9 protein-coding genes are annotated in these 14,310 nt (G+C 62.9%); 3 read left to right on the plus strand and 6 right to left on the minus strand.

Going from position 1 to position 14,310, the window contains the following annotated elements; genetic code table 11:
• The 3 genes from manD to IQ25_RS20875 form a co-directional block, all read left to right on the plus strand.
• A partial coding sequence (manD, locus tag IQ25_RS20865; protein ID WP_144908204.1) for a D-mannonate dehydratase ManD occupies nt 1–1,116 on the plus strand: 1,116 nt, incomplete at its 5' end.
• A 24-nt stretch (nt 1,117–1,140) separates the two neighbouring features.
• Nucleotides 1,141–2,388 (plus strand): MFS transporter, encoded by a 1,248-nt coding sequence (locus IQ25_RS20870; RefSeq protein WP_144908205.1) that lies wholly within the window; start codon nt 1,141–1,143, stop codon nt 2,386–2,388.
• Nucleotides 2,389–2,392: 4 nt separating this feature from the next.
• The gene (locus IQ25_RS20875) at nt 2,393–4,828 is read left to right on the plus strand and encodes a glycoside hydrolase family 31 protein (RefSeq protein ID WP_144908206.1); all 2,436 of its coding nucleotides are present in this window, start codon (nt 2,393–2,395) and stop codon (nt 4,826–4,828) included.
• 86 nt (nt 4,829–4,914) lie between these two features.
• Here IQ25_RS20875 and IQ25_RS20880 read toward each other — a convergent pair whose 3' ends face one another.
• The 6 genes from IQ25_RS20880 to IQ25_RS20905 all read right to left on the minus strand — a co-directional run bounded on the left by IQ25_RS20880 (nt 4,915) and on the right by IQ25_RS20905 (nt 14,216).
• On the minus strand, nt 4,915–5,817 hold the full coding sequence (locus IQ25_RS20880) for an alpha/beta hydrolase (protein WP_220094578.1): 903 nt from the start codon (nt 5,815–5,817) through the stop codon (nt 4,915–4,917).
• Nucleotides 5,814–7,721 carry a glycoside hydrolase family 2 protein gene (locus IQ25_RS20885; protein ID WP_258537090.1) on the minus strand — a complete coding sequence of 636 codons (1,908 nt, stop codon included), beginning with the start codon at nt 7,719–7,721 and terminating at the stop codon, nt 5,814–5,816. The genes IQ25_RS20880 and IQ25_RS20885 overlap by 4 nt, the downstream gene beginning before the upstream one ends.
• 125 nt (nt 7,722–7,846) lie before the next feature.
• Nucleotides 7,847–10,099: a TonB-dependent receptor gene (locus IQ25_RS20890; RefSeq protein ID WP_144908208.1), complete on the minus strand. Its 2,253-nt coding sequence runs from the start codon at nt 10,097–10,099 to the stop codon at nt 7,847–7,849.
• A gap of 238 nt (nt 10,100–10,337) precedes the next feature.
• On the minus strand, nt 10,338–11,816 hold the full coding sequence (gene glpK / locus IQ25_RS20895; protein WP_144908209.1) for a glycerol kinase GlpK: 1,479 nt from the start codon (nt 11,814–11,816) through the stop codon (nt 10,338–10,340).
• A gap of 21 nt (nt 11,817–11,837) precedes the next feature.
• Nucleotides 11,838–13,379, minus strand: coding sequence for a glycerol-3-phosphate dehydrogenase (gene glpD / locus IQ25_RS20900; protein ID WP_144908210.1), 1,542 nt, complete (start codon nt 13,377–13,379; stop codon nt 11,838–11,840).
• An 84-nt stretch (nt 13,380–13,463) separates the two neighbouring features.
• Complete coding sequence (locus IQ25_RS20905; RefSeq protein ID WP_144908211.1) at nt 13,464–14,216, minus strand: FadR/GntR family transcriptional regulator; 753 nt, start codon at nt 14,214–14,216, stop codon at nt 13,464–13,466.
• Nucleotides 14,217–14,310 lie beyond the last annotated feature (94 nt).

Raw genomic sequence — 14,310 nt, forward strand, 5'->3', positions numbered from 1 at the left:
GGCGATGGCACCCTCAACGGGCGCGAGCTTTCGGTCGTCGCCTATCTCGAGGAACACGTCATCCCCTGCCTCATCGGCATGGACCCGCGCCGCATAGAGGACATCTGGCAGTATCTCTATCGCGGGGCCTACTGGCGGCGTGGCCCGGTGACCATGCGCGCGATCGCCGCGGTCGACATGGCGCTGTGGGACATCAAGGGCAAGATGGCCGGCATGCCGGTCTACCAGTTGCTCGGCGGGCGCAGCCGTGACGGGATCATGGTCTATGGCCATGCCAACGGGTCTGACATCGCCGAGACGGTCGAGGCGGTCGGCCACTACATCGACATGGGCTACAAGGCGATCCGCGCCCAGACCGGCGTGCCCGGCATCAAGGATGCCTATGGCGTGGGCCGGGGCAAGCTCTACTACGAACCGGCCGATGCTTCGCTGCCCTCGGTGACGGGCTGGGACACGCGCAAGGCGCTGAACTATGTGCCCAAGATGTTCGAGGAGCTGCGCAAGACCTACGGCTTCGACCATCACCTGCTCCATGACGGCCACCACCGCTACACCCCGCAGGAGGCGGCCAACCTTGGCAAGATGCTCGAACCCTACCAGCTGTTCTGGCTGGAGGACTGCACGCCGGCCGAGAACCAGGAAGCGTTCAGGCTGGTCCGCCAGCACACCGTCACCCCGCTGGCCGTGGGCGAGATCTTCAACACCATCTGGGATGCCAAGGATCTCATCCAGAACCAGCTGATCGACTATATCCGCGCAACCGTCGTCGGCGCGGGTGGCCTGACGCATCTGCGCCGCATCGCCGATCTTGCCAGCCTCTACCAGATCCGCACCGGCTGCCACGGTGCGACCGACCTCTCCCCCGTCACCATGGGCTGCGCGCTCCACTTCGATACCTGGGTCCCCAACTTCGGCATCCAGGAATACATGCGCCACACCCCTGAAACCGACGCCGTCTTCCCCCACGACTACCACTTCGAAAAGGGCGAACTCTTCGTCGGCGATACACCAGGACACGGCGTCGATATCGACGAAAATCTCGCCGCCAAATACCCATACAAACCAGCCTACCTCCCCGTCGCAAGACTAGAAGATGGCACAATGTGGAACTGGTAAAGCCAGCCGCAGGGAGAGAACGCCATGAACTGGAAATCGGCGCGAGTGCGCATCCTGGCGCTCGTGATGGTGGGCACCATCCTGAACTACATCGCCCGCAATTCACTGGGCGCGCTGGCGCCGCAGCTCAAGCTCGACCTGCAGATCACCACAGAACAGTATTCCTACATCGTCGGCGCCTTCCAGCTTGCCTACACGGTTATGCAGCCAATCGGCGGCATGCTGATCGACCGGATCGGCTTGACCGCAGGTTTTGCCCTCTTCGCCGTCGCCTGGAGCGTCGCCAACATGGCGCATGGCTTTGCGCGCGGGTGGCTGTCGCTCGCGGCATTCCGTGGCCTGCTCGGCATGGCGGAGGCCGCCGTCATCCCCGCCGGCATGAAGACCATCGGCGAGTGGTTCCCTGATCGCGAGCGCTCGGTTGCAACAGGGTGGTTCAACGCCGGTACGGCGCTGGGCGCGGTGATCGCGCCTGTGATGGCAGCGCTGCTCGCCAAGCACTACGGCTGGCAGGCCGCCTTCGTCGTCACCGGAGGCATCGGCCTGATCTTCGCCGCAGCGTGGTATCGCTGGTACCGCTCGCCGCAAGACGCTGCTTATGTCAGCGCCGAAGAACTGGCAGCAATCCAGGAAGGCCAGCGCCCGGTCCCCGTCTCCGCCACAACGATCCGCTCGATCGTCGGATCATCGCGCTATTGGGCCATCGCGGTTCCGCGTTTCCTCGCCGAACCGGCATGGCAGACCTTCAGCTTCTGGGTCCCGCTCTATTTCGCCAAGGAGCGCGGCTGGGACCTCACGCAGATCGCGCTGTTTGCCTGGGTGCCCTTCCTTGCGGCAGACGCGGGTGGCATCCTTGGCGGCTATCTCGCGCCGTGGCTGCAGCGCTGGAAGGGGCTGTCGCTCGAAGGATCGCGCATTGCCGGGATCTGGATCGGCGCCGTGCTGATGATCGCGCCCGGTTGTGTCGGCCTCGTTGCGAGCCCCTATGCGGCCATCGGCCTGCTCGCCATCGGCGGCTTTGCCCATCAGGTGATCTCGGTGCTGATCAACACCCTGTCCGCCGACGTCTTTCCCAAAAGTGACATCGCCAAGGCCAATGGTTTGGTCGGCATGGCGGGATGGACCGGCGGACTGCTGTTCTCGCTCGCGATCGGCCAGTTTGCCGACACGATCGGCTTTGCGCCCCTGTTTGCCTGCCTTGGCCTGTTTGATCTGATCGGCGCGATCTGGCTCCTTGCCCTGCGCCGCAGCCTAACTTTCGCGAAAGCCTGAGTTGATGAACGACCTCCCCCTTCCCCGCCGCGCCCGCCTTTCCGCACCGCCGCGCTTCACAGTGGCGCAAGTCGAAGGGCCGCGCATCATGCTTGCCTCCGATACCGGCGCGATCGCCCATGTCTTCATCCTTGAGGAAGACGTCATGCGCGTGTTGCTACTGGCCAATGGCGAGATCACTTCTCCGCCCAGTTGGACCATTGCGCCCGGTGCCGAAGATATTGCCGAGCCGGGCCGCGAGCGCATGGATACGAGCGGGTTTTCCGCCCCGGCATTCACGTTGGAGGAAGCGCCGGACCAGATCGTGATCGCCACATCGCGCCTGAAGCTGACAATTCAGGCCGAAGGCCTGCTCTGCTCCTGGTATCAGGCAACAGCGGATGGCTGGCAGTTGATATCCGAAGACCGCCCGACCCAAGCCTACAACTTCGGCTGGTGGGACGATGCGACCTATCACTACGTCAAGCGCCGCCCAGGCGAACGCTACTACGGCCTGGGCGAGCGCAGCGGTGACATGGACCGCGCCGGACGTCGCCTGCGCCTGACCAATCTCGACTGCATGGGCTACGACGCGCAGAGCGACGATCCGTTGTATAAGTCGATCCCGTGGGTGTTGGTGGTCGACGGCGCGGGCGCGGCGCATGGCGTGTTCTACGATACGCTGGCCGATCCGGTCTTCGACTTCGGGCACGAACATTCCAACTACCACCCGCACTACCGCTACATGCGGGCAGAAAGCGGCGATCTTGATTACTACATGATCGCCGGGCCTGATGCGGCCGCGGTGGCAAGGCGCTTAACCTGGCTGACCGGACGCCCCGCCTTCATGCCGCGCTGGTCGGTCGGCTATTCGGGCTCCACCATGCTCTATACCGATGCGCCCAACGCGCAGGAGCAGATGGGCGAGTTTCTTGCAGGCCTCGAGAAGCACGGCGTTCCCTGCACTTCGTTCCACCTGTCCTCGGGCTACACCTCGATCGGTGACAAGCGCTACGTCTTCAACTGGAACCATGACAAGTTCCCCGACATCGCAGGCTTCGTCAAAAGCTATGCCGATGCCGGGGTGGAACTGGTCCCCAACATCAAGCCCGCCCTGCTGCTCTCGCACCCGCGCTATGCTGAACTGGCGGCCAAGGGGTGGTTCGTGAGCGACGAAAGCGGCCAGCCGGTGGAGTGCCTGTTCTGGGATGAACTGGGCAGCTACCTCGATTTTACCAACCCCGATGCCGCCGCCTGGTGGCGCGAGCAGGTTACCGCGCAATTGCTCTCCTACGGCATGCGCGCCACGTGGAACGACAACAACGAATACGAGATCTGGGACAAGAGTGCCCGCTTCGCCGGGTTCGGCTCACCTCGTCCGGCGGCTGCGGAACGCCCGGTGCAGACGCTTCTGATGATGCGTGCGTCCCGCGCGGCGCAGATCGCCTTCCGCCCCGATGAGCGCCCCTATCTCGTCACCCGCAGCGGCATGGCCGGAATGCAGCGCTATGCCCAGACCTGGTCGGGCGACAACTTCACCGCGTGGAAGACCCTGCGCTACAACCAGAAGATGGGGCTGGGCCTAGCCCTGTCCGGCGTTTCCAACACTGGGCACGACATCGGCGGATTTGCCGGTCCTTCGCCCGAACCGGAGCTGCTGCTGCGCTGGGTGCAGGCAGGCATTGTCATGCCGCGCTTCTCGATCCACAGCTGGAACAGCGATGGCACGGTGAACGAGCCGTGGATGTATCCCGAAACCACCCCTGCGATCGTTGGCATGATGAACCTTCGCCGCGCGCTGGTGCCGCTCCTGCACGATCTGCTGTGGCGGCATCACGCGCATTACGATGTGGTGACGCGGCCCCTCTGGCTGGACTTTCCGCAAGACCCGCAGGCGTGGACCGACGCCGATACCTACCTGCTCGGGCCGAACCTGCTGGTCGCCCCGGCGCTCGACAAGGGCGTCGACTCGGTTCAGGCCTACCTCCCAGGCCCCGCCCGCTGGATCGACCTGCGTGACGACCGGATTCTGGAAGGCGGCAAGATTCACGATCTGACCGCCCCCGCCGAAGGCCTGCCGCCCATGCTGGCGCGTGAAGGCTCTGCCCACCTCGTCGACATGGCGCCGGGTGGCTTTGCGCCGCCAGCGCCGCAGCCTGCCGTGCTGCTTGCTTTGGCAGCGGGCGAGAGTTCGCTCGATTGGTCGGCCTATGACGAAGCGTGCGACGGCTGGCCCGATCCCGCACAGCCGCCGATGTGGCAGGCGATCATCCGCACCTCTGCCACCACCATCGACATTGAGGCCGCTTGGCGTGGCCCCGGTGCAGCGCCCGCGCCGGTCCTCTCGTTTGCTGTGCCAGAGCGCGAGCAGCGCACCATCACCGTAAATGGCGCCTCCCTGCCGGCGCGTTCAGCGCGGGTGCTGGGGCTCCAGCGCAAGGTGGTCGATTGGCGGGTCTGACCCACATAAAAAACCGGCCCGAATGCGCAGAGCATCCGGGCCGGTAAGGGACTGCCAAATGGCAGGGTGGATTCAGAAGACAGAATTCAGCGGCTGGCGATGCCGTTGGCCTTCAACCAGAGCGCGTACTGATCGAACCAGGCGTCGCTCGTGGTGCCGTTGGGTTGCGAGGCAAAGCCGTGGCCGCCCGCGCTGTAGAGGTGGAACTCCACCTTCGCGCCAGACTGGCGCCAAGCGTGAAACAGTCCGAAATCCTGTCTGATGAAGAAGCGGTCGTCTGCAGCAATTGCTGCGAACAGCGGCGGGGCATTGACGGGCACATCAGTCTTCTCGGTCGGCCCATAGATCATGCCGACAAAATCAGGCCGCGCATCCTGCGCATTGGCCTGTGTTGTTGCCAGCGTCGTCATCGCTCCGGCCGAAAAGCCGAGAATGCCCACTTTGGCAGGATTTACGTGCCAGCGCGCCGCCTCCTTGCGCACCAGCCTGATCGCAGCCTGCGTATCGGCCACGGCATAGTCACGGTTCGTCAAATCGACCGGCGCCCCTTTCTGGAACAGGTTGGTGAGCGCTTCCTTGAATCCATCGACGCTGTCAGGCACCGGCTGCGTGCGATACTTCACGATGAACACGCGCAGCCCCAGCTTGTCGAGCCGGCGGGCAACATCGAAGCCTTCATTGTCCATGGCGAGGAACTGAAAGCCGCCACCCGGCACCAGCAGCACCGCCGGTGCATCGGCATCTGCCGGCAGACTGCTCGGCCAGACGATCAGTTGAGGCTTGCTGACATTATATACGAGGCGCTGGTCTGGCGTTTGCTGTGCCCACGCCTCATGCGCCGGGTTGGCGCGCGGCAGGGTTACGGGCAAGTCAACGCCGGCCACAGCAGGCGGCGTTGCCACGGGCAGCACGCCTGTGACCCAATCGCCCGGTGCCGCCAGCGTCGGCGTTGCAGCAAGACTCAGCATTACGGCAAGGAATCGCTTCACTTCTTCGGCTCTCCGGCTTTGCGGGCGAAGTATTCCGCCAACACGCTGAACGCTTGCTTGCGGTGGCCCGTTTCGGAAATCAGGCCCTTGCGATTGAAGCCCATCTGGAAGTCCGGGTTCTGCCGGCGAGGCGAACGAAAATCCTTGAGGATCCACGGCGAAATCCCGCGCAGGGTCGGCACGCGATCGGCCATTTCTAGCGTCTTGCGGTAGAACTCGGCCTGATATTCTTCCGAGAACTTCTGCATCCCGTCTGGGCTATGGAAACCTGCTTTGGCATCGGCGCCGAATTCCGAAAAGATCAGCGGCTTGTCTGCCGGCAGGTTCCACACGCTTTTCGGCAAGTCAGCCAGCCGGTCGGGCGTGTACCATCCGTTGTAGGTGTTGATCGATACGATATCGAGATCATCAGCCAGCGGATCGGCCATGGTCATCGTCGGCACCGCAGCGGCCTTGTCGCGCTCAACCAGCAGGGCGGCGCTGACGAGGCGACTGGGATCGAGCCGCCGCACGTCACCGATCAGCGTGCGCAGGAAGGTATTGCGTGCATCGCTGACGGGGGTTTCATTGGCAACGCTCCAGATTACCACCGAGGCACGGTTGCGATCACGCAGGATGTTCTCGGCCAGCATGTTGCGCGCCGTCGCCAGCGTTGACGGGTTGGACCACGCCACCATCCAGTAAACCGGCACCTCGCTCCACACCAGCAGGCCCATTTCGTCGGCCATGCGAGTCATCACTTCGGAATGGGGATAATGCGAAAGGCGCACGAAATTGCCGTGAAGTCCGTTCCTGATCTCGCCCAGCAGGGCGCGGGCATTTTCGGGCGTGATGACGCGCGCCGGGTTGGCCGAAATCTCCTCCTCGTGCATCGAGATGCCGCGCAGGAACACCGGCTTGCCATTGAGCAATATGTCCGCGCCCCTTCGCTCGATCGTGCGGAAGCCGATCCGGTCACGCCAGGTGTCCTCGCCCGCTGCCACCGTCACATCGTAAAGCTTGGGGCTTTCCGGCGTCCAGCGTATCAGCGCGCGTGGGGCCGTGGCAGTTGCCCGCCAGTTGCCTTTCGCGTCGGTGCGGCCTTTGAGGTCAAACGGCAGGCCGGCAACCTTGAGTTGCACTGGCTGGTTCGCCGCCGCTGGACCATCAAGGTGGGCATCAACCGCGATCTTGCCCTCGGCCGTCAGGCGCACCCATGCGCTATCGACATAAGTGTCGCTGGCGTGGACGAGTTTCACGTCGCGCGTTACGCCACCATAGTTCTCCCAGTCGGTGACCGGTGGCGGGACTGTCGCGGCGGTGGCGGCGGAATCTACGCCGATGGTGATCTGGTTATCGCCATCTCGGAGTAGCCTGGTCACATCGAAGGCAAAGGGCGTGAAGCCACCCTCGTGCCGCCCGACCGGCTGGCCGTTAACGAAGACGACGGTGGCGTAGTTCGATGCCCCGAAGCGCAGGAAATAGCGGCCCTTGCGCCCTGCCGGGCTATCGAAATGGCGGCGATACCACACCAGCCCCTGATAGTGCCGCATCTCGGGCGAAGCGGCCAGCCACGATCCCGGGAGCCTGACCTTGCGATCATGGTCGAGATCGAACTCGAACAGCTCGCGATTGTCCTGCGCCAGCGCCTTGCGCACATCAATGTCGAGCCAGCGCTGTTCGGTCCGATTGGGCGCTTCGCCATGGAAACCGGCAATGCCCGAACGGTAAGGATCGATCGACCAGTTCCACTCGCCCGAAAGGTCCATGCCATCGCGCATGTCGGCCGATACCAGCAGGGGCGCCGTCTCTACGGTGGCAAGCGGCAGGGTGGTGAACACCGAGTCAGCCCCGTACGCCTGTGTCGCAAAAGCAAAAACGCCCGCCAGCAGCGGGGCGAGAAATGCTCGATCAATCCTTTTCACGCGCATGCTCTCTCCTGCTGCGAGTTATGATGTTTTCCGCAGGAACGTCTGCTTTTGCAGTCCATATCCAGCTGCAGTCGTTCAAGAAAAATGGCCGGGCGGTCATCCCGCCCGGCCATCCGTGATCAGAAGTTCAGGCTGGCCCGAACCCCGCCATAGCGGCGGAAATCACGAGGGAGAATTGCCGAGGTGGCGATGTTGCTGCCACCGCCCCACACGCCGGAGTTGTTGATCAGCGAGGGGTAGTACTGCACGTCGAACAGGTTGTTGACGAAGGCCGCCACTTCCCACTTGCGGTTCTCGTCACGCGCGCCGACCGAAAGGTTCACGATCGTGTATTCCTTCTGGAAGGTCTGCGGATCGCGGGCCACGTAGAACACGCTGCCGGTGTACTGGACGTTCGCCTGGATCAAGCCGCGGATGTTCTCGGTCAGCGAAGGCGTCACTTCGCCGGTCACGTTGAACTTCAGCTTCGGTGCCTGGACGGCGCGTTCGCCGGTCAGGTCCTGCGAGGCGGGCGATTTCGTGCGGTCGCAGCCCTGTGCAGCCTGCTGGTTCGGGTAGCACTGCGCGGCCTTGAAATCGAGGTACTTGGCATCGAGGATCGCGATTGACGTGTTCAGGTTGAACAGGTCGCTCGGACGGAAGCCGGCATCGATTTCCACACCCTTGGTGCCCAGCTTGCCGACGTTCGTCAGGCGGAAGTTGGTGGTGAGGTCGGGCAGCACCTCGATCGATTGTGCCTGGAGGTTCTTGTAGGTCGTGTCGAAGTAGGTGACGTTGAAGGTCAGCTTGCGATCGAAGAACTGGGTGCGCAGACCGAATTCGATGTCGCGCGAGGTTTCGGGCTTGATCGGGCCGGCATTTGCGCGGTTTGCGTTGAAACCGGTGGTCAGGTCGTAGGTCTGACCCTTGTAGCCGGTCGAGTAGGTGGCAAAGGCGCTGATCGTCGGCGTGAACTCATAGCGCAGGCTGACGCGGTAGGTTGCAGCCGTGTCCTGTGCATTGCCCGCAAACTGCGCATTGCCGTTCTGGATATCCTTGAAGGTATAGCCGATGCGCTCGTTCTGGATGCGCGCACCGCCGGTCAGAGTAGCCTGCGGCAGGAACTGCCAGTCAGTCTGCACGAACGCGGCGATCTGGCTGGACTTCGAAGTGGCGAACCAGTTGGCCAACGAGAACGCCGGGCCACGATAGAACGGACGCTCGAAGTCGACATTGGCGTAGTAAGCACCAAGAGTATAGCGGAACGGCTTCGATCCATCCGAAAGCAGGCGCACTTCCTGCGTGAACAGGTTCGAACGGAAGGTGCCCGTCTGGATGTTGTTTTCCGAAGCGAGGCTCGATGAAGTCTCGTCAGAATCGAAGAAGTCGTTCAGCTCGAAGCTGTCGTACGAAGTGATCGAAACCAGCGTGTGATCACCCAGCGTGAATTCGCCACGCAGGTTGCCTCCACCGCCTTCGTAGTTGGTCCGGGTATCAAAGTTGTTGCTGATGTTGATGTTTTCGGGCCCCGGCGTAACGCCCGGCAGGACCACCGACATCGGCTGGCCAGTACCGCGGAAGCGCAGGTTCGGGCTCATACGGATATAGGGGCGGCCAACCGTGGTGTTGCCACTCATGTAGTTGAGCGAGAGCGTCACGCTGGCGTCCGCCGAAGGTTCCCAACGCAGCTTGGTGCGAACGCTGCCGGATTCGCGGCCACTAACCTTCTTGCCATTGAACAGGTTGCGCGCGTTGCCATCCCACTTGGAGTAGGCGCCAGAGACCACGAAGCCCAAGGTATCGCTGATCGGGCCCGAAACGCTGAAGTTGGCGCCATATTCGCTATCGGTGGTGACCGTGGCGTTGGCGCGGATCTTCAGTTCGTCGGTCGGATTGCGGGTGATGAGGTTGATAAGGCCGGCCGACGCGGCCTTGCCATAGAGCGTCGATTGCGGACCACGAAGGACTTCAATGCGCTCGATATCGGGCAAGTCGCTAAAGGCGCGGGCCTGGAAGGCCAGCGGCACTTCGTCGACCAGCACGGCAACGCTCGGCTCAACGCCGATCCCGAAAGCGAAAGTGCCGACGCCGCGCAACGAGACGTTGGCGTTAACGGGATGCTCGGCCGGACGGATCGTCAGCGAGGGCGAGATCTTGCCGAGATCGCCGAAGTCACGCACGCCGGCAGCAGCCAACTGCGTCGGGCCGACCACGGACACGGCCAGCGGCACGTTCTGCACGTTTTCCGCACGCTTCTGGGCGGTGACGATAATTTCGCCGGTATCGGCAGGAGCGGCTTCTTCCGCTGCGGCCTGCGCCGATGCAGCCTGCGCACCAAAGGCGATCGCGATCGCCATCGCGCTGACGCCAAACGAATTACGGAAGCACTTCATGTAACCCCTCCTCCTGCGCGGACCGTTATCCGCCAATTGCGAGGTCTATTACCAAATGGCCTAGCCAGATGCAAGACTGGCTTTACAGATAGCGCATGATTTTGGTCAGATTTCTCGAAATGTCCGACGCTGTCTAGAACCATTGTTTCGAAAATGAACTCATTGCCTATGGGCGCACCCGCCAATATATCGCACTGCAATCGATATATTGGCCTTACCAAATGGCATAGCCAGCCATTTATGACAACATCGCCCGGCGAATTGCACCCCGCCATTCCTGGGTCAGGCGGACGCGCTGCTCACTATCCATCGCTGGCTCAAACCTCTTCAGGCCTGCTGCGCCGATTCCGTTATCAAGCACGCCAGCCCACGCGCCGCTGTGATGAGCGGCAAGCATCGCGGCGCCCAAAGCCGTCGTTTCCAGATTGGCCGGCCTCTCGACAACAATGTCCAGAATGTCGGCGAGGAACTGACAGAACCAGTCGTTCGCGGCCATGCCGCCGTCAACGCGCAGAGCCGCAAGTGCCCCTGCTCCATCACCCTCCATCGCAGCAACCAGATCCGCCGTCTGGAAGGCAACCGATTCCAGCGCGGCTCGCGCAATATGGGCTGCGCTCGTATCGAAGGTAAGTCCTGCGAGCATACCGCGCGCCTCCGTACACCAATGCGGTGCACCAAGGCCCACGAACGCCGGAACCATATAAACCCCGCCGTTGTCAGGCAGCCGCGCGGCCATCTCCTGCGTTTGCCGCGCCTCCAGAATGATTCCCAGACCGTCGCGCAGCCACTTGATCGCAGCGCCAGCCACGAAAAGAGAGCCTTCGACCGCGTAATGGGTCACACTATCGATGCGGTAGGCTATCGTGCTGAGCAGGCGGCTGCGTGAACGGGCGATGGTTTCGCCTGTGTTGAGCAGCATGAAGCCACCTGTGCCATAAGTGATCTTGGCCTGACCTTGCGCAAAACAGGATTGTCCGACCAGAGCAGCCTGCTGATCGCCCGCAATTCCGCAAATCGCGATGTTGCCACCAAGCAGATTTGTCGTGCCAAAGTGATCGGCACTCGCGCAGACTTCGGGCAGAAGCGCGGCCGGGACACGGAACAGCTTCAGCAGTTCCGGGCACCAGCGCTGCTGAACGATATCGAACAGCAGGGTGCGGCTGGCATTGGTGACGTCGGTCTTGTGACTGCGGCCTTCCGTCAATCGCCAGAGCAGGAAAGTGTCAATCGTTCCTACGGCCAGTTCGCCCCTTTCGGCGCGTTCACGCGCTCCGGGGATCGTATCAAGCAGCCATGCGATCTTCGTGGCCGAGAAATAGGGATCGAGCAGAAGACCGGTTCGCTCGTGCACGAACGCCTGATGCCCGTCGGCCTTAAGCCCGGCACAGACCGATGCAGTCCGCCGATCCTGCCAGACGATCGCGTTGTGCAGCGTTTCGCCCGTCGCCCGGTCCCATAGGACCACGGTCTCGCGCTGGTTGGTGATGCCGATTGCCGCAATGCCAGCAGGAGAAAGGTCCGCCTTGGCCATGGCGTCGCGCGATGTCTGCAAGGTATCTCTCCAGATCTCCTCGGCATCATGCTCTACCCAGCCATCAGCCGGATAGTGTTGCGCAAATTCGCGCTGCGCGCTTGCCACCACGCGCCGCGATGCGTCGAACACCAGGGCACGCGTCGAGGTTGTGCCTTGGTCTATCGCCAGTACGAGGTCACCCATTCCAAAATCCCCCAAACCTTTTCAGACGGTCGCCTTGAACCAATGCGCCAGCTTTTCGGCCATATCCGGAGCGGCGGTCAGACCCAGCTTGCTACGCCGCCAAAGAACGTCTTCGGCACAGCGCGCCCATTCGTGGGCTTGCAGATAGCGGACCTCGGCCTCTGTCAGCCCGCCTCCAAAATCAGTGCCAAGGTCCTGCCAGCCCTGGACGTCCCCGAGAATCATGGCAATGCGTGTGCCATAGGCGTGCGCCATGCGCTCCAGCGTCTGTTCCGGCACGAACGGCCAGCGCGCACGGGCCCTCTCGAGAAAGCCATCAAAGCCTCCAGCACCAAGATCACCTCCCGGGAGCGGTGAGGTATCGGTCCAGGCCGGTCCCGATCCGGCAAGCCAAGGCTTGAGGTCATCAAGCGCATGCTCGGCAAGACGCCGATAGGTCGTCAGCTTGCCGCCGAATACGCTCAGAAGTTGCGGCACCTGATTCCGGCCCAGCTTCAGCACATAATCGCGCGTAACCGCCTTGGCATCCTCCTGCCCGTCATCGAACAGCGGCCGGACTCCCGAATAGGTCCAGATCACTTGGTCCGGCGCTATCTGCCGCTCGAAATACCTGTTGGACGCGGCACAGAGGTAATCGATCTCTTCAGCGCTGATCTTGGGGCGGGCACGCTCCTCTTCGCCAACGGCAACATCTGTGGTTCCCACCAGGGTGAACCGGCCCTCGTAGGGGATCGTGAAGACAATCCGTCCATCGTCCTGCTGCAGGATGAAGGCATGGTCGCCAGGATAAATCTGCGGGACGACGATATGGCTGCCCTTGACCAGCTTGATCCCGCCATCGCGCTTGGCCCCGGAAAGCGAGCCCAGCATGCTCGCCACCCAAGGACCCGCTGCATTGACGACCGCGCGCGCCCGCACTGTGGAAGGCACAGCAATGGCGGGCTTCGGCGCATCGGCATTGGGCTCCAGTACTACCTCCCAGACATCGCCCAGAGGTTCTGCGGCGGTCACTGCCGTACCAGTAAGGATCGTGGCGCCGCGCGTCGCAGCGTCGATGGCATTGAGAACGACAAGACGCGCGTCATCGACCCACGCATCCGAATACACGAATCCCTTGGACAGGCCCGGCTTGAGCCCCTCGCCCCAACGCGGCTCATGCAGGTTCACCCCGTGCGATCCGGGCAGGCTGTGCCGTCCTGCGATATGGTCATAGAGCCACAGTCCGATACGGATCATCCACCCTGGCCGGCCGCCCTTGGGTTGCGGCAGAACGAAGCGCAGCGGCCAGCTGATGTGCGGTGCGATATGGATCAGCCGCTCGCGCTCCTGCAGCGATTCCCGAACGAGCCGGAACTCGTAGTATTCCAGGTAGCGCAGCCCGCCGTGAATGAGCTTCGTGCTGGCCGAGGAGGTATGCGAAGCGAGATCGTCCCTCTCGACCAACAGGACGCGAAGCCCACGCCCCGCTGCATCGCGAGCAATTCCCACTCCGTTGATGCCGCCACCGATGACCAGCAGGTCATAGACCTGATCCGGGTCAAGGTCCGGGTAAGGTGCTGTCATTTATGCTCTCCGAATTGTCATCCGGCCAAAGCTGCGCACCCGGCGCGCGAACGGCGCCCAGTGCTTCCCGACTGTTTCCACCGCTTATGCGGTAGCTTTGGCGTATCGTTCTCGTTTGGCTTGCGTTGCTCTTCGTGCTTCGGCGAGGAGGCGTTCTTCGGTTGCGAAGAGGAGGCCGTCGAGGACGGCGGAGAGGTGGGCGCGCATGGCGGCGCGGGCGGCGTTGGGATCGCGCGCGCGCAGCGCATCGAGGATCGCGGTGTGCTCCTCGACCACTGGCTTGATGTTGGCGTGGCGGGCCTTTTCATGCAGCAGCGCAGCCTCGGGCGAAGTGCCGCGCAGGTCCCACAGCTGCGCCACGGTGTTGTAGACCGCCACGTTGCGCGTTGCCCGGGCGATGGCGAGGTGGAACTCGCGATCGGCGCTCTCGGTGCCGTTGGGGTTCTGGTTCTCCTCGGCAATCTGCTGGACCAGCTGCTCGATCTCGGCCAGGTCCTCGTCGGTCATCTGCGTCGCCGCCAGCGCCGCCGCTTCACCTTCGAACAGCAGCCGCGCCTCGGTCAGCTCGAACGCGGTCACGTTGAAGCCGGGGCGGTCGTTCTCGCCCGGAAGGCGCTTCACGTAAGCGCCCGAGCCGATCTTCACTTCGACCAGCCCCTGCACTTCCAGCGCAATGATCGCCTCGCGCACCGTCGGCCGGCTCACCTCGTAGCGCAGGGCAAGATCCCGCTCGGCCGGCAGGCGGCTGCCCACCGGATAGCGACCACTCGCCAGTTCACCAAGCAGCGAGCGGGCGAGATCCTGATAGAGCCGGTCGTGGGACTTGCCAGTTGCCATACAAACTTTCTGGTAATACCAATTCAGGGAACTTGACAGACCGAAACTGGTCCGTCAATCGGTATTACCACAATCCGCCTGTCCTTAGCGAGTG

It is taken from the genome of Novosphingobium taihuense (assembly GCF_007830315.1).
GTDB classification, from domain to species: Bacteria; Pseudomonadota; Alphaproteobacteria; order Sphingomonadales; family Sphingomonadaceae; genus Novosphingobium; species Novosphingobium taihuense.

Bases quoted from the DNA above. Each gene is read 5' to 3' on its own strand.
- IQ25_RS20870 (WP_144908205.1), top strand. From the start codon at position 1,141: ATGAACTGGAAATCGGCGCGAGTGCGCATCCTGGCGCTCGTGATGGTG.
- IQ25_RS20875 (WP_144908206.1), top strand. From the start codon at position 2,393: ATGAACGACCTCCCCCTTCCCCGCCGCGCCCGCCTTTCCGCACCGCCG.
- IQ25_RS20890 (WP_144908208.1), bottom strand. From the start codon at position 10,099: ATGAAGTGCTTCCGTAATTCGTTTGGCGTCAGCGCGATGGCGATCGCG.
- glpK (WP_144908209.1), bottom strand. From the start codon at position 11,816: ATGGGTGACCTCGTACTGGCGATAGACCAAGGCACAACCTCGACGCGT.
- glpD (WP_144908210.1), bottom strand. From the start codon at position 13,379: ATGACAGCACCTTACCCGGACCTTGACCCGGATCAGGTCTATGACCTG.
- IQ25_RS20905 (WP_144908211.1), bottom strand. From the start codon at position 14,216: ATGGCAACTGGCAAGTCCCACGACCGGCTCTATCAGGATCTCGCCCGC.